We start from the raw sequence: 23573 nt of genomic DNA, 5'->3' as shown, positions 1-23573 counted from the left end.
TTGGAGTAGTGTTGGTGGTATCGATTTCGATATTTCCAAACATGGTGACCCGCATATTTACGAATGGTGAGGAGAGCGCGTTGGCAGAGATCACCGTGCGCACGATTCGCGTACATTTTTTTGCGTTGTTCCTGGATGGTCTTCTGGTACTTGCTGCCACTTACTTTCAAGCCATAGGCGATAGTCACCGAGCGGTGCTGATCACCTCCGCCAATTTGATTGTACAACTGCCACTGCTGTGGGCTTTAGCATCATGGTTAGGCGTTACTGGAATCTGGTTGGCCCTGCCGCTGTCGACGGTGGTGCTGTCAGCAGGAGTCGCATGGATGGTTGTCCGGCAACTATCTGCGAAGGATAAGGCAGCCGCTTTCTAAGGGCCGGGCCGGTAGTGCAGGAGCGAGTCCCGCACGATTGATTGAGCTGATTCAGTCTTTTTGAGTTGTTCGTAGCCTCATGTGCATGGTCTTTATTCTTCTGAATCTGGGGCTTCGACCCGGGCGCATTCTCAGGAGGAGCTTATGGGCCATGTGCAGGATGCAATGCATGCAACGCCATTCAGGACTTTGCTTGGCCGCTTCGCTGATCAGGCCAGAACAATGCCTGACGCGCTCGCGGTCATTGATGGGCAGTTCTATCTCACATATTCGGAGTTGGCCAAGGTAAGCGAACGCATTGCATATGGACTGACAATCCTCGGTGTGCAGCCAGGGCAGGCGGTGGCGCTCTGCATGCCTGACGGTTGGCAACGGCTCGTTGCAATGCTCGGAATGTTGAAGGTTGGTGCAGTGGTCGTGTCGCTGGAGACAAGTTGGACTACTGATCAACAATGCCAGACGCTGCTTGATGCCGACTGCGTCGGAGTGCTTGTCTACGGACATATCATCAACAGGAAGTTGATACCGGGTGTTTGGCAGGCGGGGGTTAGCGCGTTGTTATCGACAGCGCCGCTTTTATCGCTGCCAGTTGCCAAGGTGATGGTTGACGTCATGTTCCAGGTCTACCCGCTGGGGTGTGCAGGTACTTTTCGGCCCGTGAGGATCGCGGAGCAGGATGTACTGCGTCTGATACAGACAGAGGCTTGGTCAACGGCTTCATCTGTTGGCAGATTATCCGACCGTGTAGTTGATATGTGTGGATTGCAATGGTGGGCATATCTGCTCAGGGGAGATATCTGTGTAATGCGTGCAGAGATAGACGCCTTTGCCCTTGAAAATACACAGCTTGGCGCACGTAAATTGCTCAATGGCAGGCACGCTGAGCGGTATCCTCCAGCAACAGTGGCGAGTGATGCAGGGCGTCAGCCGGCAACCGCCGAGCAGCGACGCTTGTGGTTGCATCAACAGAGTAACCCTACGTCGACTGCCTACAACTTTTCGTTGATATTAAATTTGGCAGCGGATGTTGAACTTGAGGCATTGGATAGCGCTTGGATGCGATTAATTGCGCGACACGCAGCGCTGCGCACCTCATTTGAATTGGGAGCCAATGGCCTTGATCAAGTGGTGTCTGAATGTGGGACGTTGTGCTGGAGATTTCCTGTCGGACATTTTATCGAGGACACCTGGCAGGTTTTTGCTGAAAGAGTATTCGCGACTCCGTTCGATCTTTGCACCCCCAGTCTGGTAAAGGCCTGGCTGGTGCCAATTAGGGAGGGGGGCGCCCGATTATTGGTGAACGTGCATCAGAGTGTGATCGACTCGCAATCGCTGAACTTGCTACTTGACGATTTGAGCGCCCTCTACGAAGACGTTGTGCTCGGTCGTGAGAGCGCGGCGTTGGTTAACAACTTGGGCCCACTGGACTTCGGCTGTTGGCAATTCCAATGGCATAAGGATTTGCGTTACCGCCTCCAACGCAGAGCACTCGCAGATTTGTACCGTGGTTACGAACCAACGTCGTCGATTGCGCCCATGGTGCAAACATCGCTCACCGCCGAAGCCCAGACATATCAGCAAACTCTGGATGATGGACGTTGCATGGCGCTTCATCAAATCTGCAACCTATATCAGGTCAACCGTTTTGAAGTGCTGTTCAGCATTTTTGCTTGGGGTCTGCACGCATTGACGGACACGTTCCACCCAAGGGTGGCCTGTACCGTTTCTCGACGTCCTCTGGCCGAGTTCAACCCTGTACTGGGACAGTTTTCCAATACATTACTGATGCCGACGCCGCTCGACGGAGCATTTACCCTTGCAGTGCTACTGTATCGGCAGAGCGAAGTAGTGCGAAAAATCCTAGGATGCCAGGACGTGGCATTGGTGGACGTGGCGCAAGACCTGCGATTTTGCGCCAGCAAGGCAATGTTTGACTTTATGTTTGTGTTTGAGCATTTCCACACGTTCAAGTTGCAAAAACTAGAGGCAACAGTGGAACTCTGCGGTGTGCAGCAGATGCTTTGCCCAATGATACTGTCAGTGGAGACTCATGATGACAGCTTGGTTTGCCGGTGGGATTACGACAACGGCTATTTCGAAGAAGAACAGATTAAGGCCGTCGCGGATCTTTTCTGCCTAGGTCTAGATTTGCTTCTGGAAACGCCAAGTATAACTCTTGACGAGTTATTGACACCTTATCGTCGTGACGCACCGTCTTTCGAGGAGAGCGGAGAGCAGGACTGTACAGGTTTGGGTACTTAATTCGCTTGGTGAAAAATCAAAAAAATGGCGAAGCTCATGTGCGTCCGCCATAAAAACGACTTTTCGTGGAGGGGGCTAAACGAAAGAAATTGAAGGTAATTGATTTTTAATTTTTGCTCTGGCGACGTATTTCTGTACGTGGTTTTTTGCAAAGAGAGTAATTTTCGTGAGATTTTTCGAGCTGATTCTGAAGCTGCTTGATGTTGTTGGAGTCCTTGTTGTAGTGAGCTCTATGGCGTTTGCCATGTACACCATTTCTAGGATTATCATTTAGTGAATCTGTGAAAATTAATAAACGTATGTTGATTTAGCTAATTTAACAAAGTGATGCGTGGACGTCGCGTGAACGGTATGCATAATGTTCGCCATCGTCGATTTCCTTTTGTGAGGGGGGAGGTTGACGAGGCAACCCGGACTCGTGAGCCGGGTTGTCATTTTCGATCGGTACGATGTGTTTTGTTCTTCGTTGGGCAAAATCTGTATTGCTCTAAATAGGATCGTTTAGTCCCTTGCCACCTTTCCAATGAACTCCAAGTGAGCCTCCGATCTTCAGATACCGATATTAGTACGAGTCGCCGGTGTTGGCCTGTGATGGGGTGCTGATATTTAAGTATTGCGAAAACTTCATATAATTCTAGATTAGAATATATGTCTCGCGACGGCAGGAAATTTGCCAGTCGATAAATCACTATTTTTTATTTTCTTATTGACGAGACAATGCCTAGTTTTCTGGTCGTTGCATTATGGATTTCGTCTTGCTCTTTTTATTTATGATGGTGGTAAAAATGAAAGCGATCGTAATTGATGAGCACCCCTTGATGCGTGTAGCCATCAGTACAGTGTTAAGCCAAGTGGGCTTCACCTCTGTGCAAGAAGCCGATAACGGCGTTTGCGGCTTGACGTTTGTGCGTGATCAGAATCCGGATTTGGTCGTTCTGGACGTGGAGTTACCTCGACTGTCAGGTCTGGATCTTATAGCTAGAATCCGCGCGCATAATGAATCAGTTGAAATTCTGGCCTTGACTGCGTTTCCCGCAGAGCATTATTACGATCGATGTCAAATAGCTCGGGCTTCTGGTTTTTTGCATAAAACGTGTGGTATTGATCAGATGATGAATACCATCAACTTGATGATGACGGGGGAGCGAAATAGTACGTTTGTTTACCCAAGCCTGCCTAAATGGCAGGCGCCCGCTGACGAGCGAAAAATGATCGAGAGTCTTTCAAATCGAGAGTTGACCACGTTCATATTGTTGGCAAAAGGATTGGCGAATAAAGAGATCGCTCAGCATCTTTGTATAAGCCACAAGACGGTCAGCACATACAAGATGCGTTTAATGACGAAACTAAAGCTACCCTCCCTACTGCATCTCTCAATCCTTGCTCAACGCAATGGGTTGATCGAGCGGATCTTCGTTGAGTAGTCATTGGTGCTGGTTTAATAAAAATCTTAAGGGGACAGTTATGCGTCATCATCTTTTGAGTATTGCCCTGATTATGGGGTGCTTGGCCCCCCTTGGGGCACAGGCGGAAAAGGCTTACGTGGAGTTGCCCAACTCCGCTTGGCAATCGCAGGTGGCGCCGATCGAGGTGGTCGAATTGTTTTCCTACGGATGTCGTCACTGTTATGACTTGGAACCACGGATCAATAGCTGGAGTGCGTCTTTACCCAGTGATGTGCGGTTTACGAAGATGCCGGCAATGTTTGGTGGAGTATGGAATATCTACGGCCAACTGTTTCTGACTCTTGAAGTAATGAAGGTTGAGGCTTCGGTGCATACGGCAGTGTTTGAAGCTCTGCAGCGACGCCAGGTGCTCACCACGCCCGAAACTATGGCGTTATTTTTGGAGGCGCATGGGGTTGAACGAGAGAAGTTTCTAGCAACCTATGGCTCTTTTACCGTAAAGGCTCGAGTTAACGAGGCAATTCGCAAAACGGCACTTTACAACGTAACCAGCGTTCCGGCGCTGGTCGTTAGTGGCAAATACCGTTTTGATCAGACGGCAGGGGGAGCGCAGGGCATGTTGAACCTGGCTGAAGAGTTAATTGACAGGGAGCGTGAACGTATTGTCTTTTGACGTCAGGGCTCAGCAGCAATCACCGTTGGAGTGATTTGCTGCTCTCCTGGGAAAGAATCTTGGCTGTGACTGCTAAGAAACAGGCTCAGCGCGTCGCCGAAAGCGGTTCACTTAAATCTGCGCTGATTTGCGCTGCGAGGCCGTCATATTCACCGTCAAAGTGATGATCGCCCGGCTTTTTCACGATGGTTACCCAACGCGCAAGCTTGGGGTCGGTGCAGAGCGAGTCAATTTCATTTCCTTCGCCATAGTAACAGGACACGGCCAGATGGCCTTCCAGCGCCAATAGAGGTGGCAAGGCATCGAAATGCTTGACAGGCCTGAGCCACTGAAGGACATTCTGGACAGTCTCCTTCGCCCAACCAACACTCATGTAATCCTCGACCTCAATCTCGAAATTAACGTCTTTGTTTGGTGACAACAGCGTCAAATGTGCGAGATGACTCCTGCTTTCCGGGCTTAACTTGTTAATGATGGATGGCAACACATCAGCACCAAATGAGTATCCAATGAGCCAAACTCGCTCTTTCCCCCACTGGGTTCGATAATGTGCTATCAGCGCATCCAGGTCGGCAGCCGATCTCTCCTCGCTGCGACCATGCCAGAAATATTCAAGTGAGCTCACGCCGATAACAGGTGTCCCCATTCTTGCCAGCTGATTTCCAACAGCTCGGTCGAGATCTGCCCAGCCACCGTCGCCTGAATAGACAATTGCAAGCATATCGTTGGTACCGTTGACATCGTTGGCACTGATCGAAGCAGGGAGCTCAATCGTCGCGTTCTCGATGTCGCCAGTATTCCAGGGCGGCGACAACAAAGCCGTCAAAGAAAATGCCGTAATAGCGGCGAGGGCTGTAACGCTGGTCAGTTTCATCGATGGATCACCCCGGACAGGCCGCCCGATATCAAACTGGCAAGATTGGCCAGAAATATCGGCAATATGATGTTTTCAGGAACAGCGAGGTAGCGGGGCTCCCACTCAGGATCGAATTTGTTCTTGAAGTGGTACAAGCCCTTGAAATGATACAGACGTTCCCCATGACCAAAGATGATCGCCCCCCAACGGCTCCAGCGTACTGCTGTTGGCCGGTTTTGCAGGCCCGACAAAGGAGCCATTCCGAGATTGAACCATTGGTAGTTTTGCTGTTTGGCCCATGACATGAGTTCGATCAGTAAATAATCCATAACCCCACCAGTGCTGTCGGGCAAATAGCGCATCAAATCGATCGAAGCTTCATCTTTTGTTTCGGTCAGAAATAGATTGGCAAAGGCTATGATTTCTTCCCCTTGCCACACCAATGCCATGGAGGTGCGACTCAAGTAATGCGGCTCAAACATCCCCAAAGAGAAGCCCTTTTCTCGGGCATTTTTTCCGGTCATCCACGCGTCGGAAATAACCTTCAATCGTGGTAACAAGGCTGGTACCGATTCGCGTGGGACAATTTCCAGCCGCAGGCCTTCTCGAGACAGTCGATTGACGGTATTGCGTAGTACCTTTTTCGACTTTCCCTCAAGGCTAAAGTCAGCCAAACGAACGCGCGCCTCTTCACCAACTTTAAGGAGTTTCAGACCCGCTTCGAGGTAGAGTTGGAAGTCCTCGGATCGCACCTGGTAGAAGACTGGCCACGCACCCGCGCGCTCGCACTGCTCACGAAAAGTCCATACCAGTTCTCGTCGCGCACTGACAGGCCCGCCAATGGGGTCGCCCATCGCGATCCAGCTACGACCTTTCACCCCGTACATGATAAAGGCCTGCTCTTGCGGCGCGAACAGTAGGCTTTTGTCGCCGGTTAAGGCCAAGTGGGCGTTTGTGGATGAGTGGGTTTTGACCAGCGGCATCGCAAGTGTCAAATCCGCATCTGTCGGCAATTTGGGACGGGCAGGGCGAGGTCGCATTAACATGGCCAGAGCCATCAAAGAAACCACAAGCAATGCACCTAGCAGAGCCCGTAATGCACGTGCCGCACCGCCGTGATGGAAGCTGAACTCAAGTAGCATTTCAGGTGTGAATTGAGCGTGCTTGTAGCTGAAAAGCATTATCCAGAGGGTGCAGGCGACTATCGCGCAGATTAACGTGATCCAGCGTCGGGACAAGCGCAGGTCGAACAGCGAAGTTTGTCGGTAAAACAAGCGATAGGTGGGCGCCAAGGTGAGTGCCAGTACTAAAAGTATGGTGGCCTCTTCGTAATCGATCCCTTTCAGCATGGCTAACAGCGCGCCTGCGACCAATAAGACCATTGTCATGACATACGCTGCGTCCAGACGAAATAAGAGGCCTCTAGCTAAAATCAACAGGCTCATGCCGACGACGCTGTTCAGGAAGGAAGAAATTTCCACTACTGGCAGCGGCAAGATGTCACGCAGGATGTTCATTCTCTCGTGAAGCTCTGCGCTGGCACCGGAAAGTAAAAGCACACTTCCGGCAATCAGTGTCAGTACGGAAAAAAATGGGGGCAATAACTGGGCGAACCAAGGCGCGAGCAACGTCGTATTCCGCTGGCTTCGGAGCATCCGCGCGAAGACAAATATTGTTGCAAGTAGCAATGGCAAAAAATAATAGAACAATCGGTACGCGGCGAGGGCACCCAGAATGGGAGCTTCAAGGCCGATGTGACCTGTAGCCCCATAGCCCAACAGAATGGTCGTCTCAAAGACACCGATTCCTCCTGGCACGTGGCTAATCAGGCCAGCGATTTGTGCAAGGGTAAAAATCACCAGAAAATGTCCAAACCCACTACCTATCTCGCTTGGAAGAAGCAAGTACAGCACGGTTGCGGCTAGTCCCCAATCGAGTACGCCGGTAATAATCTGGCGAGTGGGTTTGGCATGCTGGGAGTGTTCAATGTACCTACGCCATATCTTGAGCTGCGCACATTTGAAGCGGTGACTGAGCAGCCAAATCAAAGGTACCAGCGTTAGTATGAAACCCGCAGGCTGACTCAATTGCGCAAATGGTAGATTCGCCGGCACGGTAACGAACAGTAAGGTTACGCCTGTAAGCGCACACAGGCCCAACCAAAAACTTAGAGTGCAGTGCAAAATAACTTTGGTGATTTCGCCGGGAGAAAGCCCTGCGTCGATATAGAACCGATACCGGATTGAACCTGAAACCAGCAGCGCCATTCCGAGAGTATTGCTGAAGGCAAAACTGATGAATGAAATCAGGCCGATTCGTCGCAAAGGTAACTGGCGACCGATTGATGCCAGCCCGTTGTAATCGTAGCCAATCATCACGCAATAGCTGAGTGCCGTCAGAGCGACCACCAGTACAACACGCCATAGCTCTAGCCCAAACACATAGTTTGCGACCTGCTGATAGGTCACAGCGCTGACTATATGGGTCAAAGTCCAGAGGGCCAGGCAAAGCAAAAGAATAGGCAATAGCAAACCGGCATGACGTTTTAGAATTTCCATATCAATGCCTCGTTTTTGCCAAACTCAATGTTGCGAGTGTTCTTCCATTTCATGAGGCTTCCTTATCCCCGCGCGGGGCGAGCAACAGTTTTCCTGGTTGCGGGCAGCCATGCCCTATACGTCGATCAACACCTTATTGGGTTGATGTTCGTCCGGTAGGTGAAAACCTATGAAATGGAGTGAGATGGTTCGCGCCCCCAACTGATCGGGACGCTAAATCATAACTTTTACTTTGTGGTGATCTGGCCTTTCCAAGACGATTCGTTTCGCCGAAAGCAAGGGCTGTTTCCTTAGCTCAGCCTGCGACGCCATGGCCGGTTGCATGGTGAAGATCATCACGGAGTTAAAATTATAATGAAGCAAGTCATGCTTAAAACAACACTGGGTCTTACTGTCGCCCTTTCCTCGATTCACTCATTTGCCAGTGGCTTTGCACTAAACGAGCAAAGCATCAGCGGCATGGGTTCCGGTTTTGCGGGGAGGTCTTCGTCTGCAGAAGATGCCAGCACTGTGTATGGCAACCCGGCAGGTATGGCGCGGTTACAAGGCGAGCAAGTGACAGGTGGGGTTACCATCCTGAGTGCGTCGACCAATATTAGCCAGGTCAGCGGTAGCTCTAGTGGTACCAACAAAGGCGATATGGTGCCCCTTACTGCTGTTCCTTTTGGTTTTTACTCCAACAAACTCAATGACGAGTGGGCCGTTGGCTTTGGAGTGTATGCTCCCTTCGGTCTGAAGGCAGACTACGAAAATGGCTTCCAGGGGCGCGCTTTCGGCAACAAGAGTGCTGTAGAGGCAATCGCACTGCAGCCTACAGTCAGCTACGCGTTTAATGATCGGATATCTATCGGCTTTGGCCCGACCATCAACCGCATCTCGGGGGTCTTGGAATCGGAAATCAATCTGCCGGCCCAATTCGGTGGTGATTCAAACAAAGTCCAAATCAAAGGAAACGACACGGCCCTTGGTTTTAACGCCGGCGTGCTGGCACAGGTCACGGACACCACACGCGTCGGTCTGACCTATCACTCTAAAGTTGCGTACAAACTCGATGGCCATACCAAGGTGACCAAAGGCAATAACGTGCCTGCTGGCCTCCTCAACAACGGTCGTTATGATGCCTCGCTTTCGATCGACACTCCTGAGTCCTGGGATTTGTCCGTAACCCAGGATTTGAATGAGGCGTGGAAAGTATACGGCGGGACAACCTGGACACGTTGGAGTCGCCTGAAGGACATCACCGTTAAAAATGAAGGCGTTTCGGTGGCGAGCAGTGGCCTATTGGGTGCCGCACTTTTTGGCACCATCAAGGAGGAGCAGAACTGGCACGACACCTGGGCGTACGCCGTTGGCACCTCGTACAAAATCAGCCCACGGTGGGTGGTGCGTACAGGCCTGACTTTTGACCAGGCACCGACCAACAATGTTGATCGGTCGCCACGAATCCCGACCGGTGACCGGACGATCTTTAGCCTCGGCGCCAGTTACGATGTGCTTCCCAACATGACGATCGACATGGCATACGCATACCTGAAAGAGGAGGCCGTCAAGGTCAAGCGTGCCAATGCTCTGACGTCCTACAACGCCAAGTATGAAAACAGCGCTAGCGGACTAGGTTTGGGCGGCACCTACCGCTTCTGATCCTTTGAATCGACCGCTCTGTCAGATGGAGCGGCCGATACATGGTTTTGATGAAGCACGGCGATTGCATGAGGAGCCTGGAATGATTCAACGCTCTGCGAGGAGGGTATTGGTTGTTGAAGATGATGCCTTGATACGCAATTATCTGGAGTCTTACTTAAGCGACGAAGGCTATGCAGTCGAGAGTGTCGCCAATGCAGAGGACGCGTTAAATCTGATCGCGCGATTCGACTTTGATCTGGCATTGACTGATATCGGCCTCCCCGGGATGAGTGGGCTCGAACTGATACGTACGTTGCGTGCTCGTGGTCAGCGCTTCCCAATTTTAATCCTTAGCGCGCGTGGCAGCTGGCAAGATAAAGTCATCGGCCAAGAGGCAGGAGCAGATGATTATTTGATCAAGCCATTCAGGTTAGACGAGCTGCATGCGCGAATGAGCGTCCTGCTTCACCGAGCACTCAATGGGAAAGCACCTGCGTAAATTCAATTCTGCTTAGCCAGTTTTGCATCGCTCGGAAGGGGGAGCGCCTGAGCTGCATTAGGGAAAAAATCGTAGCGGAACGCCGCAAGGGGGCGTTCAATGGGTTTCGTGCACAGTTGATCTACATCATGGTCGTCTTTCGCCTGAGAGCGACATCGAATCAGGAGCGGGGCCCCAATCCGAGCATGAGAGCATTCGACCTCGAGTTCTCCGGTCAGATCTCAAAGCGGAATTCAGTTTGCTCGGTGATCACCTCGGTTTTTAATTTTTTCGATTTGCTTACGCATCAGTATAGGAGCTCGGTAATGTCACTGGGACGTGCACCCATCTGGCATCCATCATTTGCAAAGCAGCGCCCACCTCCCCACAATCTCGGCAGATCTATCAGTCTCTACCTGTGTTAGCCGACCACTGCTACCGCAAGTTCCATTTGCAGCCAGAGGGGGCGTTAGTAATCGCTTCCAAAATCAAAGCTCGCAGTGGCCATGAATTTCTCTGCACGAAGCGTTTTCCATGTCGAAAATTTTACTGCCGGGGAGCAATCAAGACCTTGAGCGCCGGTCTCCTTTCTTTGGTCTGGTGCATTTTGCAGATAGTAGGCGCATCCGCGCATCTGAATGCTGCCAGACTCTTTCTCGATGACGTAATCACCTACTACCCAGAGACGTTCTACGGCCGATTTGGAGGGAATCAAAAAATCCATACGGAAGGTGTTCCCGTCCTTGCTGCCTGAGATTCTTCCGCTCTTCCATTTGTAGTGAGGGACATCAAATGAACCCGTGAGCTTGGATTCCGACTGGACGAGCTTTAGCACGCCTGAGTTTGCACCTAGTACCATTTCCCACTCTCCCGCGAGAATGACTCGCTTCGTATCCGTCCGTTCGAAGTGTGGTTTCAGCGTTGGTAGATTGGGCGTGATGCTGAAGGTGATTGGAGTCGAACTTCTTTCCAAATCACCAGTGCGGTAACTCGCAGAGACCTGTATCGGAGTCTCCGTGAGGCTGACCGCGCGCACTTTGAATTCATTTAGGAGAACCGAACCGCTGATTTCACCCACCACCGCATTTGCGGTCGGAATCACTTTCAAGCTGCTCGAGGACGATGTGACGGTCACCGTCCCTGGTGGCAGCTTGTGTTGTGCAGTGGGGTAGATTTTGATAACTAAATCCTGCGTGTCTCCGACATTTAAAGATTTCGAGTCGGCGTCAATTCTCACCTCAGCATCTGGGGTTTGAAACATGCTCACCGCATTTTTAATCGACTCAGCATGTGCTATGCACCAAGCTAAGGCTGAGCCACAAGATGCAAAGGCGCTTACGTAGATTGTTAGTTTTTTGGCTAACTGCTTACTCATAACGTACATGGCTATTTCTCAGCCAAGCGGTCGATTCTGATGGCGTTTGGAAAGTACGACCTTCCCGAGTCGCCGAACAGTAAGCCCTTCGATGGGATGTGTATCTGAGCACCGGCACCCCCGTCCAAAGCGATGGCTCTATGAATTTTCAGCCCACGACTGTCTGCGATTTCTTTGAATTTTTGGGCGAAGTCATAGAGAGTGGATGCTTGGCTGAACGAGTGAAAAACTCCTACAACCAGCATTTCTCCCTCGAGCGTGTAACCAACGGCCACTCTGTTGAATTCTGCATCCCGGGGATTTTTGCGGATGTCGACTGCGCCTTTGTAAACAATAATCGGTTTGGATTGAACCGCTTCCGACCATGCGCCTGCCTGGTTGCGATTCTGGGCTGGAATGATCTTCACATTGCCTTTACGGTCTGAAACCAGAATACCGCCGTGATCCCACTCCATGAGTTTAACGAGACGTTTTCCATTAGATCTAATCAAGCCGATTGGCTTTTCAGCGCCATCAGATCTGAAGCCGAAAAAACCGCCGCTTGCTATCAAAATAGTTTTTTTATTCGCGATCGCAGAATAGATTTCCTTGGCTGTACCTTTCTTCCGGATATCTTGGACTGACAGGAAGGAAATGTTCGCAGGAATGTAGGCTGTAACCGTTTGATACTCGCCGCAAATCCGTGTCGACACTTCTGCTTCCCCTGCCAGAGGGTAGTGTTTATCGACGCATTCCTGGGGCGCTGATGACTCCTGCGCCTGAGTGGCAACGGCGGCCAATAGGCAAATCAGGAGTGCGGCGAGTGAAGTCCGTTTCATTATTTTTCTTGTCTAAATTTTTTCTTCCGCCACCCGAACATCGTCCAGATGGCACTAAAAAGCGCGCTGCATAGTAATGTATAAGCCTACTGGCGTCTCGCCATTTTCCCTGAGGCAGGCCCACCTGAAAGCGCAAGAGTGTTTCGTAGCGATAAGACCGGGGGAGCCAAAGCCGGTCGAGGTATTTTATCGTCTTCCCAGTTATTGGGTTAATCGTTTGGGGTATCACAAGGCCTAGGGGAATCAAAGAAGGCCCATCGTCGCCTGGACACAGCAAAGGGTAAGCAGCACCCGTTGGTCGACAGTGCAAAAGGTTTTTGAAATTAACCCAAGTGCATTTGCTTCAGATGATTGTGGGTTGGCATTCGGTCTCTTGCCGAGTGAACCGCAGCCCTGATTCGCCTGAGGAGAATGTCATGTTCCTACATAACAAACGACTTCAATACACCGTGCGGGTTCACTTGGGAGCAACTTGGTGAGTTCAAGACCGAGCTCCTAGGGCTGGCGGCAATCCCCTACGCATCCTGGACTCTGAAGAAATTGATCGGGGAGTGAGGTGGTAGCGACCAGCAAGCGTTAGATAGGGTGTGAAACTGACGCTTCTGGGCTCTTTTCTGCTTAGACGATATGACGGCTATCAATGAGAAAAGCCACGGAATTCAGTGCTACGAGTATGTAGTAGCCTTAGGTGTGGAATCGCTTCTTCGGGCACATGGGCCCGGCTCAGCTCTCAGGCAAGTAGTTCTTTGACGATGGAAGCCACATTTCTCGCATCGTCTATCCCCCGATGATATGTACCCATCCAAACCAAACCCAGCGACTCAACTGCTTGCTTAAGTGATTTAGGTCGATCGTCATATAAGCCGGCATGCCATTTCCTGGCATTAAAATGTGGCAGGCCCTCGAGCAGGGAAGGGCACCCAGCTAAGCCAGCATCGCGGGCAAGCTGTCTTGCATCATAGTCACCCCACGACGCCCAAGCCGCGTTGGGATATTGCGCAATAAACGCTCCTAGCTCCTGACCAACCTCCATATAAATTCCTGCACCATCTACGTCCGCTTGCTGAATCGATGTGAGCTGTTTGCAGAAGTCGGTAAGGGTGGGATGGATCTGAGGCCGCACGAAACGCTGGAATTCATCGACGATTTCAAGCGTTTCCAGATCGATGACCACCAAGCCAATTTCAATTGTTTCCATCTGATCCGGGACGACTACGAGCGGCCTTGATGTTTCCGATTCATCAACCTCATCACAGGTTGCCTCAAGGTCAACGCAATAGAGATAGCGGTATGGCGCAAGGAGGTTTTGGATTGCTTGGAGATGAAGGAACTTTGCTTCGATGCTCATGGCATGGGAGACCTTACTTGGAGCTTGTTGAGATTAATTGCCCCATCTAGGTCGATTGAATCACTCACTGCCCACGACGAATCGCCTAGGGCACGGGTCACGATATACCCACAACCATTACGGACGTGATTATCGATCTCGTACCTGCGCCACTTGATCATTGCTTGGGCATCAACCTGGAGTGGCTTGCGCTCGATGAGCCAAGCTACCGCATTGAGAAATTGTCCGTGCGAAAAGACTAGGATGTCTTGCGCCGGATGTGTGGCAAGGCGATCTAGGAACGATCGTGCGCGGCCAACAAACTCCACAAACGACTCAGCACCTTCTCCATCAATGTAGGACGGATTTGCGTTCGCCCAATAATGGTCGACCCATGCCTTCCGCTGTCTCACGGTGGTATTCACACACCTAGTCGGATCTAGGTAGGTGAACTCCTCGATGGGCCATGTCTGAAATGGAGCATCAGGGAATACGGAGATGGTCGCCCCCGCGGTCGCTCGAGCCCGAGAGAAAGGGGAGGTAACGATTAACTCAGGTGCACGTCCGACGGACTGCGCCACTCGTTTAGCTTGTTCGATGCCCTTTTCGGTGAGCGGGATACTTGCGTGATCAAGGGTGGCTGCACCGACATTGGCCGCGCTTTCTCCATGACGCACTAGCCTGACGTTCTTCATTGACTTACCTGTCGTTTCGCCGACGCACGACACCACTAGCGTTGCTAGGGATGTGGCTGGAGTTAATTGGGGCGTGATGGGGCTGAAAGCTCGATCAAGTGAGTTCCATTATCGCCCGCATCCAAAGCGACCTGGTGATAAAGCAGTCAATGGAGCTGGTCGGTGTACGAAATCGTGGCGTTCTACGTATTAGAGAGGCGCGTCGCAATCGCTGGGCCGTACGTGGAGGCGTCGTCCCTTCGGGCCTTGTGCCCGCCTATGTCTGGTGACCCAAACGGCCTGCTAGGTTCTGACTTAAGTACGCGCAAAATTATTGAGAATTATGGCAGGGCAATAATTATGGCTGGCCAATAATTTAAATAATTCACAGACGTTTGCCCAGCGTGTCTCACCTCGCGTCGCTATCCGAGGGACTGCGTGCGTAGCCAGGCGATTACCTCTTCCTGCTTGTTCAAAATCCCTAGCTTCGGTATCCCAGGATTGAGGAGAGTGAACAGTCTTAGCCTGTCCTTCAAATCACTGCGAGTCGTTGCTGGGCGTTATAGGAGGTACGCGTGGTCTTGGTTCATCGTTGGGTGAGCGCGTCACCATATCTGTACACGAAGCTTCGGTTCTTCGTATTCATACCCGTTGAGGGGACATTATTTTGAAGGCACGATGCCGGCTGAAGGCTGAAGGCTGAAGGCTGAAGGCTGAAGGCTGAAGGCTGGAGGATCAAAAAATCGACGTCCCAGGATCTCCTCCCAATCTAGCAATCCCTTGCTTGATATGCCCTGCATTCTCGCCAATCTTTTCCAGCGCAACACGTGCATTGTCGCAAGCCTCAGATGACCCACGTTGCTCCTCCAGCAGGACGAGCTCCATCAATGCCGCTTCGATTGCCAATTGGTTTTCGTAAATTCTTGCCAGTACGTCGGGAAGGGAATATTGCTCGGCCATGACTCGACTCCGTTCGGGTGAAGAGCAAAGCGTAGCAGGGGTTTGATGATGACCTAGAGGGGAGTGTTCGCCCCTTCGGGCCAATAGGCCTGGCTCACCTAATCAGCCGAGCATTTCCTTAATGATGGATGCAACGTTCCTAGCATCGTCTATCCCGCGATGATATGTGGAATGTAAGCTCCGTCGTGATCTGCTAAAGGGTCTCGACATCGCTACCGCAATCTTCAAAGGGCAGGCTCAGTAGCCTGCTACCTGTAACCGTCCAACCAGTCGTCTGCCATGGGGTGATATACCCGCAACAGGTTGACGACCGGATTGTTGATTGCAGCGGGTCACGGCAAATGATCGAACGTCATTGGCCGGGGCGCGACAGTAAGATCGGCTGGATGACTTCGCGTGTAATCAGCTCAAGACCCGGGCCACCAAAGAACAGCCCCGAGACCTTCTGTGAGTCCAATACACCATCGACGTGTGCTTTATGCAATTGCAGGGCAACCAGATTCATAGTGAGCTGGAGAACCTGCCACGCGATGGGCGTCAATCCATTGTGCTGACTCTCGTCCCTCTCAATCAGAGAGCGCAGAACCTGTGGCGCTGGTTCAAAATCTGCAAACTTCGGTGCCAGGTCTTCGACCACCTCTCGAAGCAAGTTGAGCAGCGACTGCCCGTTCTCCTGCGTGATGGCCATAAACCGCTCAAACTCTTCAAAAGGCGGTAAGGGTTGGGATGGTACTTGAGAAAGAATGTCAGCGACGATGCTGTCAGCGTGGCGTGCATGCAGTTTTTGCTGAAACCGCCCAACAGCCCTCGACGCAGCACCAGAATGAATCATGTCATAGAGGGAAACCCCAGGTTTGCCGATCTCAGTGTTGAAGGTGTTGAGCTGCACCTCGGTGACTGAGTCCCCAGCCCGATCAGCGAGGGGGTTGATGAACGTGCACACTGTCTTCTTTTCGCCCGCATACTCAACTGGCCCCAAGTCCACGCCGAAGCCCAAGCACGAGAAAAAGGAGACATAGGCGTAGGCCTGAGACGTCACGTCACACACACCCACCGCCAACGTGTGGCCGAAGTCATAGGGGTTGTCACCCACGACTGCGTTGGTCTCTCGACCATCCCACCAGACCAGTTCCTGCTCCCAGTTCGCCTTGTCATCTTGGAGGTCACGCTGGAGCATATCCTTGAAGGTCTTAAGCCCATCCTGTCGAGCAGCGTCAGGGAATGAGTGCGCAAAGAACGTCAGCGCAAGGTAACCAACTGCTTGCAAGAAGTCACACCCGCCAAATCTCAGCTGGATGCGGTTGCCTTCAGTTCGATAGTGCGTTTGCGATGCCCCCGTTTGCCTAAGATCAATCTTGATCTGATCTGTCTGATTGGCTTCAACCCATCGCTGGGCTACTTCAAGGCTGGGCACCGCCAGCTTCACCCCGGTGCTCGCCCCGACGGTTGCAATATCGAGCGGCGGAGGCATATCGATATCGATATTCGAACCCTCCATCCGATAGCGCGTTTCCCCGTCCATAAAAAAGTAGGGCTTGGCCTTATCCTTGCGATCCGGCCTGACCTCTAGTGCACCGTTCATCATCGCCAGCTGAGGTTCCAAACGAGCTACCAGCTTACCGAAGCCGGTGTTGTGATCATGGCAATAGATGCCACGATTCGTTCGACGTCCACCCAGAGCGGCGGGAAAGATGTGTTCATTGGACTTCGCAGGTTCACCGCAGATGATGCATGCTCGATTCGTAGCCATTGTCTCTCCTTACTGGCCCTAGCCGGGGCGCTTACGCCCGCTGCGTACCGCCATAATGATCATGAAGCCAGCCAGTATAGGGTGTAGCCGTGGCAGAAGTATGACGCTGAGCAAGGCAGCATGTGTCGCCGGTTATGATGGCTATCTGCCCTACGTTAAAAGTTTGGCGTCACAAATATGATGGTAACCTCTGGGTTTTACCGCAGAAGCGTGATCAGCATTTCTGGCACGCACACGGACAGCAGGGAGCCATCAGCTAGTGGATTCACGACCAACCGACCTTCATTCTGAAACGCCACAGATTGACACCTCACCACGCGGCGATACTTCCACACTCCCGAATGCTACACAGCCCACCAAGGGTGGATTTTTCAATCTAATCGCCAACACCATTCTGGATGCTGTCAAGTTTCAACAGTTCTCTGCCTGGAAAGCAGGCCGTGCAATTGGTGCCGAAGACGGTTTCAAACTGGGTCAAAAGCGGGGGCTCGAATTAGGGCGCGCGGAGGGTCGAAAGGTCGGGCATCTGGAGGGCAAAAGTGAAGGCTTTGAGGAGGGGTTCTCTCAGGGGCACGTATTGGGGTTGGACGAAGGGAAGCTGATTGTTGAACTGCGGCCCGGCGCTGTTCCATGTCCCGCTCCACCAGGCATCAAGGAGCCTGCACTCTTCAAGGACTGGAGGTTCGCGATCACTCCGGAGATGGCTGCTGAAATCCGAGAGGATGTGAAAAATTATCTTCCTGACCAACCTCCGTCAGAAGATCAATGGAAGATGATCCTGTCGACGACTCCAACCACTTGCGTTGTCGCCGGCGCTGGCAGTGGCAAGTCGACCACCATGGTGCTGCGTCTGATCGTTCTCTACCACTATCTAAAGATCGATCTGTCGGGGCTGACGGTTGTCACCTTTACAAAAGAGTCGAAGCTGGATTTTGCGAAGAAAGTCCGTGAGGTGTTCGACCTCTGGGGTTATGACGTCAGTGAGAAGAAATCCCTTGAGATAGTCCGAACCTTCCACTCACGGATTCTGTCGTTTGCAAAAAGCATCGATGGACTGAGCGACGTCAAGGCATTCGAGTTCCTGGACAACAAGCCGGATGAGGAAGAGCGTGACGGGTCGATGCTGCAGGTCAAACTGGGAGAGACGCAGCTCGATCTGATGAACGCTGTTTACCAAGATCTCTTTGAACACAACCAACCCTTTCGCGCACTGATTGGGGAGCTGTATCAGCGCTCACTGCTGCTCGATAAAATGGAGAAAGACCATCCGGATGTACTGGATCGTCAGGATAAGGCTTGGCAAATGGCGAGTATCGACGCTGCCTTGTGCACTCAGCTCGAAGGGCTTTGGGAGGCCGCTGGCCATTGGCCGATTGACGGAATAGAGCCGACTCAGAAGACCCTGCGGATACTTGGAAAAAACTTTCAAGTCAACGGCTATATTCCCGAGTTCGATACCTACGTCATGCTAGGAGTCGATGAAACCGAACCCGATGACCTAAAGCTCGATCACCAATATGGTTGGTTCATGCGCAAGCATGTGCGGGACAAGCGGACGCTTGTTCAGGCCTATTGCAGTCCACGAGTCGTATACTTAAACAGCTACGTCGATGCCACGCAGTCGATTGAGGCCCTCAAGGGGCGTATCAATGGATGTCCGAAATTTCGGTACAAGGTCAGGGGTGAGATCAGCTCCAGCTATATCTTAGAGGCCTTTTTCTCTACCGCTTCCTTCATAGAAAACCTGGGTCTAAACGCCATCGAGGCGGTAAAAAAAATGACGCTGTACAAGGGCGATCCCGACACCCTATTTTTCTATGCCATGAGTATTTACTGGGCTGCGTTCAACGAACGGCTGCTAGGGATGAGCCCACCGGTCATGACCTTTAACAGCATGTTCGCGATGTTCAGCGAGCGTGGTCAGCAGAATTTTCGGGCAGTGCCAGACAGCGTACTTCGTCCGATGACAACACTGCTCATTGACGAATTCCAGGACGTTGGAGCGAACACGATCTCCTGGGTACGGGCGACATTCAGCGAGATCGAGCGACGGGGGCTGGCGGCTCAGACGCTCGGCGCGCCGGCCTATGCTTCAGTCATGGCCGTGGGTGACGATTGGCAAAGCATCTATGGATGGCGCGGCAGCTCTCCGCGTTTTCTTATGGAGTTCGGAAAGGAATTCAAATCGCCGAAGCTAACGCAGGTGTTTATGCAAGAGAATCACCGATCACATCAGATGGTGGTCGACGCAGCTGAAGCAATCGTCAACCAGACGCCTGGCTTCGAGAACAAGCATGGTGTCGCGGTCAATAAGCGTGTGATTGGCAATAAGGTACCGGTAGAGGTTCGCGAGCTTGACTGGGGGCACCTAGTCCAGATGGTTGAGCACCATTACGACGCCGGACGTTCAATCCTTGTGCTTTACCGTAAACGCGACACCAAGAAAGATGCACGGGCGAAGTTGGGCGAAGTCATTGAGCGAGCCCGGCAAGACAAGCGCAGCAAGGCAATAAAGTTTTTGACCTACCACTCCTCCAAGGGCCTGCAAGCTGATGCGGTCTTTTTGCTGGGGGATTGTGAGGTCACGACTTCTTCGCCTTCGAGAAATGATTTTTATGCACAGGCGGGCATGGCGAATCCGGGCGAGCCGTGCGGTTATGACCTAGCCCAGCAGCAGGAGGCGCTGCGAACGGCCTACGTGGCAATCACCCGGGCCGTAACCTACTGCTATTGGTATGTTTCCTGGGACGAAAAGGTGCCTGCGTCGGAGAAGGCAAGCCGTTACATCGAGAGAGATCAAAGCTATTGGAACGTTGTGACCCCGCGACCTGCGCTGGCCTCGGATGGCATCAAACGTAAAGCCAGGAAAGGACGATAACCAAGGCTCTCCTGTCTCTGATCTTAGCATCTCAGGGTGGCATTGAGGAATGTCAAAAAGCGCAGCGGCCAGTGTTTAGGACGTCTGCGCGATATCCTCTTCCAGTTCACGCACAGCCTTACTGGCTTTGATTTCAAACCTGCGTTCTACCTCTGCGTCGCTCAGTTTAAACGCATCATCGCCTAGCCACATGGCGAGTTTCTCGCGTTTCTGATTGACCGTGAGAGCATCGAGGTTTGGGATGTAGCCATTATCGGCTTTCATGCCTCTCTGCAGTTCGTAGAAGGTCTTGATCAGCGATTTCGGATGGATCTCACCGCTTGGGCAGAATCGGTCTGTAAGTTTTCTGATCGTGTGATTGATGGCACGCAACTGGGACGTCGTGGTGATCTGGCAGAAATAGGCAGCCCAGCCGAGGCGCTTGCCTTTGAATATGCAGCCAGTAATCCTCAGGTTCAGCTTCCACTGGCAGTAGGCCAGAGCGCGCTCCTTATCGGCAGGTCGTCGAGCTGTTACCAGTTTGTGCCGGTATGCCGTGAAGATTTTGGCGATCGATGACTCGAACCTGAGAATGCTTTCGTGGCGAATGAGCACTTGGCCGCTCTCGATCTGGTACCCCAGAAAACTGAAGGGGTCGGTTAAACTCTCCACTTTGGACTTCGATCCCGTTTCGAAGTCATGCGGGTTGAGTTTCAAGGCCTTCAATTCCGCGATGAGCTCATTAGCCGTAGAGCACGCCACGCCCGCCGGCCCCAAGATCAGAATGTCGTCAACGTAACGCTTGTACCAAATCCCCGTCCGAGACTCGAAAAGGGTATCAATGCCCTGGAGCGCAATCTCCGCGAGCACATTAGAAATTGCGAGGCCTTGCGGAACGCCGACTGTAGGACGGTCGGCTCCTTTGCTTCCCCTGGATTCAGGCACCGTGGGCGTTGTGAGCGCATCGGTAATCAGCTGCCTGAACTCGGGTTTCTGGATTTTTTTTCGCGTGGCGGCGGCGACCAATTCGTGAGGAATGGATGGGTAGAAGCTTTTAAGATCAATTTTGGCGTATTCGGCATACACGCCGGAATTGAGCGCAGTTTTCAGGGAATCGATGACGGTCTGGGGGAGGGTGAGTTTTGCCATGGGGAAAACGTCAGATAGGCAATTGCACAAAGCACGTAGGACGATTCTGTCTCTGGCGGTTGGAATGGATATCTGCCGAGGCGGCGACGAGGCCCCCTTGAGAATCAGTTTTTCCTTGTAGGCAGTGAAGCGATATTCACCCTTGTGAACCTTCTCAATGATGTGATCAAGCTCCGCGCTTAACTGCTTATCGAGGTTAGCCGGACGCATCCGGTCGAGGCCGATGGCCCCGGAGTTTTTGATTTTATCGGTGTAGATTTCCTGGAGATGCTTTCGGGTAAATACCTTTTTAAAGCTTTTCGCCGCGCTCATGGCTTGTTCCAGAAAGAGTAGAGGCCTACCAGTACCGGGAGTGCATAGAGCGACGCTGTAATCAGTAATCGCATCGTCAGCCAAAATACGGCTGAAAAGTATTCAAAGCCTGTGGGCATTCGAGTGGTGAGACCGCTGGCAAAAACGCGTGCGATCCGATCATCGATTTCCCGATGATTTTCTGATTCAGCCAACAGTTCGTCATATCTGGTGACCTGTGCCGGTGTTGGCGCAGAGGATGTGGTGGTCGGTGAGCCATCAGGCAATCCCCGATGAAGCTTCTGCAGCTCCAGATAGTTGGTGCGCATTAGCATTGCTCGGCCACGAAAGTCGCGGTTCGCAACCGCAAGCGAAATACCGAGCAGAGCGACCGAAAGGATCGTCGCCATGACATCTGTGTCTGGGCCAAGGATCGTGCTGTGTCTGATTGTCAGCACACCCAGCGCTGTGCTGAGGATCGCGTACCATACCAGCAAGAGTTGCGAGTGAAAGTCCAGCCACTCCAGACGCTTATGAGCCTGAATGCGTGCCTTGTAAGTGAACCAGACGCTATCCTTATTCACGCACATCTCTCCATAGAAAAGGGTGAAGGGGTGGGGGGATTTGAGTACCGTTGAACATCCCGTAGGGATCAGTGGGCCGAAACCCAACAGCCGAAGCTGTTAATTATCAGAACCGCCCTCGTTCGCACGAGAGGAAAAACCCACCCCTTCGTGACTGATTCTACAGTGCCATTAGGAGGCGCGAAAGCCTCCCAGTGCTACCCCTCCACTCCAAGGGGAGATCACTTTGCGTTGATCAAACGGTTATGCAACGACAGACTGACAGGCATCTGGGGCATTATGTCGTTCCGACAGGACGGCTGATTGGCTCATTCCCGTTTTACCGATCATCCTCAGCATAGGAGTCTCCGAATTGCAGCAAATAGGTTCGCCCGTGTCAGTGATGCTCTTATCCCACGATGAAGTTTTACCGCCTGATGCTGATGGGGTGATCCTTGGGGAGGTTACCGCTAAGCCCCTCACTTTGGACGACTGGTTCAAATACCAGAAGGGTCAGCCGTTGGCTGTGGAAATAACCGGCTGGGTTGAAGAGGGGAGCAATACTTCAAAGCCTGATTCGCCGGCTATCGGCAGCAGAATCAGCAGAACTTTGCAGCTTGATCCGGCGATCCGTAATGAAAGCATCTGCCTTGTGGATGGCGGATGGCTGCCTCTGATTTACTGCCTATCGGGCACCAATATTTTCGTGGATAGGAACATTGTCGCCGAGATCAAAGCGCGCTTTGTGGGAGGGAAGCTGAAATCAGGTGGTACGGCAGAACGGGACTTTCTCAACATGCTGGAGCAAAAGGCATGCAGCAGTACCCTGAATCCGTTGCCCTACGCGCTTGAAGGTAACGTGCAGAACTTACCAGACGTCGATGTCGTATTGGATCAGCTTCGAATCGCCTTGGCCGACCTCGCTCATGCGCTCCCCCACATCAAGGTCTGGCCCAAGTCTTTGTATGACCGAGAGCAGACCCAGGCCACTCTTGGGAGCTACCACGCCTACTTCAATCAAGGTATGGATTTTCTTCAGAGGGTTGGGCCGTCGTTGATGGCGACAACAGGCAAAGCGAAGCGCCGTGCTGCATGGGCTCGGATAATTCAAGCTGCAAAGGATACGGGGATTTCGCCCCAACATATCTGTGTCGCGATTACGCTGAGTGCGCTGACGGCTTCGCAGCAATTCAACCCCGCGAAGAATGTCCTGAAGCCGGCGGCGGTATACGGTGTGGCGCAGGCTTACAATGCGATGTGGGATCTTTTTCTGCTGTTCTTGCTACGACAATTTCAATCACAGCACCCTGAATACCGTTTTGCGCTGCTCACGCGGGATAAGAATCTCGCATTCCTTTGGATGGGGATGACCATTCAGAGGTCAGTCACTAAGGCCGGGGAGAAGCAACAGGTCGTTTTCGACGAACGATTGATGAAGTGCGATCCTGATGAAGTGGAGTTTTTGCAGGCGCTCCTAGGCGCTAGCAACATTGGCTACGAGCGACCTAGGGCTTAACTTCGGGTCACAGCAGATCGGGTTGCTGTGCCTATGATGCATCAGGGCAGGAGGCAGACGCGC

At 52.2% G+C, this 23573-nt stretch carries 17 protein-coding genes and 1 pseudogene; 8 read left to right on the top strand and 10 right to left on the bottom strand.

The annotated features are described in order from the left end of the window. Positions 1–8: 8 nt before the first annotated feature. From ACVHNU_RS14760 to ACVHNU_RS14745, 4 genes are all read left to right on the top strand, one after another. On the top strand, positions 9–374 hold the full coding sequence (locus ACVHNU_RS14760; RefSeq protein WP_473017643.1) for a hypothetical protein: 366 nt from the start codon (positions 9–11) through the stop codon (positions 372–374). Between the two features lie 144 nt (positions 375–518). Next, positions 519–2636, top strand: a complete 2118-nt coding sequence (locus tag ACVHNU_RS14755) for a condensation domain-containing protein (protein ID WP_473017642.1) — start codon at positions 519–521, stop codon at positions 2634–2636. A gap of 743 nt (positions 2637–3379) precedes the next feature. Beyond that, positions 3380–4060, top strand: coding sequence for a response regulator (locus ACVHNU_RS14750; protein ID WP_473017641.1), 681 nt, complete (start codon positions 3380–3382; stop codon positions 4058–4060). Between the two features lie 40 nt (positions 4061–4100). Beyond that, on the top strand, positions 4101–4715 hold the full coding sequence (locus tag ACVHNU_RS14745; RefSeq protein WP_473017640.1) for a thiol:disulfide interchange protein DsbA/DsbL: 615 nt from the start codon (positions 4101–4103) through the stop codon (positions 4713–4715). A gap of 85 nt (positions 4716–4800) precedes the next feature. On the opposite strand, the gene ACVHNU_RS14740 is transcribed toward ACVHNU_RS14745, so the two are convergent. Then, positions 4801–5589, bottom strand: a complete 789-nt coding sequence (locus ACVHNU_RS14740) for an AcvB/VirJ family lysyl-phosphatidylglycerol hydrolase (protein ID WP_473017638.1) — start codon at positions 5587–5589, stop codon at positions 4801–4803. Next, positions 5586–8129 (bottom strand): bifunctional lysylphosphatidylglycerol flippase/synthetase MprF, encoded by a 2544-nt coding sequence (mprF, locus tag ACVHNU_RS14735; protein ID WP_473017637.1) that lies wholly within the window; start codon positions 8127–8129, stop codon positions 5586–5588. Before mprF ends, ACVHNU_RS14740 begins: the two co-directional genes overlap by 4 nt. A 354-nt stretch (positions 8130–8483) precedes the next feature. Between mprF and ACVHNU_RS14730 the strand changes: the two genes are divergently transcribed. Continuing rightward, the gene (locus tag ACVHNU_RS14730; protein ID WP_473017636.1) at positions 8484–9770 is read left to right on the top strand and encodes an OmpP1/FadL family transporter; all 1287 of its coding nucleotides are present in this window, start codon (positions 8484–8486) and stop codon (positions 9768–9770) included. A gap of 82 nt (positions 9771–9852) precedes the next feature. Continuing rightward, positions 9853–10227 (top strand): annotated as a pseudogene (locus tag ACVHNU_RS14725) (response regulator transcription factor); the annotation flags it as partial. A 472-nt stretch (positions 10228–10699) separates the two neighbouring features. Here the strand turns inward: ACVHNU_RS14725 and ACVHNU_RS14720 are convergent. From ACVHNU_RS14720 to ACVHNU_RS14695, 6 genes are all read right to left on the bottom strand, one after another. Continuing rightward, complete coding sequence (locus tag ACVHNU_RS14720; RefSeq protein WP_473017635.1) at positions 10700–11614, bottom strand: hypothetical protein; 915 nt, start codon at positions 11612–11614, stop codon at positions 10700–10702. Between the two features lie 2 nt (positions 11615–11616). Continuing rightward, a complete protein-coding gene (locus tag ACVHNU_RS14715; RefSeq protein WP_473017633.1) occupies positions 11617–12423 on the bottom strand; it encodes a phosphodiester glycosidase family protein in 807 nt (268 codons plus the stop codon). 730 nt (positions 12424–13153) lie between these two features. Then, on the bottom strand, positions 13154–13771 hold the full coding sequence (locus ACVHNU_RS14710; protein ID WP_473017632.1) for a 3'-5' exonuclease: 618 nt from the start codon (positions 13769–13771) through the stop codon (positions 13154–13156). Further along, complete coding sequence (locus tag ACVHNU_RS14705; protein WP_473017631.1) at positions 13768–14445, bottom strand: histidine phosphatase family protein; 678 nt, start codon at positions 14443–14445, stop codon at positions 13768–13770. The genes ACVHNU_RS14710 and ACVHNU_RS14705 overlap by 4 nt, the downstream gene beginning before the upstream one ends. Positions 14446–15159: 714 nt before the next feature. After that, positions 15160–15384, bottom strand: a complete 225-nt coding sequence (locus ACVHNU_RS14700) for a hypothetical protein (protein ID WP_448178497.1) — start codon at positions 15382–15384, stop codon at positions 15160–15162. Between the two features lie 352 nt (positions 15385–15736). Further along, positions 15737–17134 carry a hypothetical protein gene (locus tag ACVHNU_RS14695; RefSeq protein WP_473017630.1) on the bottom strand — a complete coding sequence of 466 codons (1398 nt, stop codon included), beginning with the start codon at positions 17132–17134 and terminating at the stop codon, positions 15737–15739. Positions 17135–17393: 259 nt separating this feature from the next. Between ACVHNU_RS14695 and ACVHNU_RS14690 the strand changes: the two genes are divergently transcribed. Beyond that, entirely contained in the window at positions 17394–20012 is a 2619-nt protein-coding gene (locus ACVHNU_RS14690) for a UvrD-helicase domain-containing protein (RefSeq protein ID WP_473017629.1), read from the top strand. A gap of 75 nt (positions 20013–20087) precedes the next feature. Here ACVHNU_RS14690 and ACVHNU_RS14685 read toward each other — a convergent pair whose 3' ends face one another. Next, positions 20088–21452, bottom strand: a complete 1365-nt coding sequence (locus ACVHNU_RS14685) for a reverse transcriptase domain-containing protein (RefSeq protein ID WP_473017628.1) — start codon at positions 21450–21452, stop codon at positions 20088–20090. Beyond that, on the bottom strand, positions 21449–22015 hold the full coding sequence (locus tag ACVHNU_RS14680; RefSeq protein WP_347929192.1) for an SLATT domain-containing protein: 567 nt from the start codon (positions 22013–22015) through the stop codon (positions 21449–21451). Before ACVHNU_RS14680 ends, ACVHNU_RS14685 begins: the two co-directional genes overlap by 4 nt. A gap of 352 nt (positions 22016–22367) precedes the next feature. On the opposite strand from ACVHNU_RS14680, the gene ACVHNU_RS14675 reads away from it, so the two are divergent. Further along, the gene (locus ACVHNU_RS14675; protein ID WP_473017627.1) at positions 22368–23510 is read left to right on the top strand and encodes a hypothetical protein; all 1143 of its coding nucleotides are present in this window, start codon (positions 22368–22370) and stop codon (positions 23508–23510) included. Positions 23511–23573: the final 63 nt, after the last annotated feature.

The organism is Pseudomonas sp. Ors-4-3C (assembly GCF_055755035.1).
Note: the sequence above shows the minus strand (reverse complement) of the source record. Positions and strands in the feature narration are given on the sequence as shown.

What these genes read in the sequence shown, in the direction of transcription:
- ACVHNU_RS14695 (WP_473017630.1), bottom strand. Translation starts at nt 17,134, where the DNA reads ATGGCTACGAATCGAGCATGCATCATCTGCGGTGAACCTGCGAAGTCC.
- ACVHNU_RS14755 (WP_473017642.1), top strand. Translation starts at nt 519, where the DNA reads ATGGGCCATGTGCAGGATGCAATGCATGCAACGCCATTCAGGACTTTG.
- ACVHNU_RS14720 (WP_473017635.1), bottom strand. Translation starts at nt 11,614, where the DNA reads ATGTACGTTATGAGTAAGCAGTTAGCCAAAAAACTAACAATCTACGTA.
- mprF (WP_473017637.1), bottom strand. Translation starts at nt 8,129, where the DNA reads ATGGAAATTCTAAAACGTCATGCCGGTTTGCTATTGCCTATTCTTTTG.
- ACVHNU_RS14715 (WP_473017633.1), bottom strand. Translation starts at nt 12,423, where the DNA reads ATGAAACGGACTTCACTCGCCGCACTCCTGATTTGCCTATTGGCCGCC.
- ACVHNU_RS14745 (WP_473017640.1), top strand. Translation starts at nt 4,101, where the DNA reads ATGCGTCATCATCTTTTGAGTATTGCCCTGATTATGGGGTGCTTGGCC.
- ACVHNU_RS14750 (WP_473017641.1), top strand. Translation starts at nt 3,380, where the DNA reads ATGGATTTCGTCTTGCTCTTTTTATTTATGATGGTGGTAAAAATGAAA.
- ACVHNU_RS14730 (WP_473017636.1), top strand. Translation starts at nt 8,484, where the DNA reads ATGAAGCAAGTCATGCTTAAAACAACACTGGGTCTTACTGTCGCCCTT.
- ACVHNU_RS14710 (WP_473017632.1), bottom strand. Translation starts at nt 13,771, where the DNA reads ATGAGCATCGAAGCAAAGTTCCTTCATCTCCAAGCAATCCAAAACCTC.
- ACVHNU_RS14700 (WP_448178497.1), bottom strand. Translation starts at nt 15,384, where the DNA reads ATGGCCGAGCAATATTCCCTTCCCGACGTACTGGCAAGAATTTACGAA.
- ACVHNU_RS14740 (WP_473017638.1), bottom strand. Translation starts at nt 5,589, where the DNA reads ATGAAACTGACCAGCGTTACAGCCCTCGCCGCTATTACGGCATTTTCT.
- ACVHNU_RS14685 (WP_473017628.1), bottom strand. Translation starts at nt 21,452, where the DNA reads ATGAGCGCGGCGAAAAGCTTTAAAAAGGTATTTACCCGAAAGCATCTC.
- ACVHNU_RS14705 (WP_473017631.1), bottom strand. Translation starts at nt 14,445, where the DNA reads ATGAAGAACGTCAGGCTAGTGCGTCATGGAGAAAGCGCGGCCAATGTC.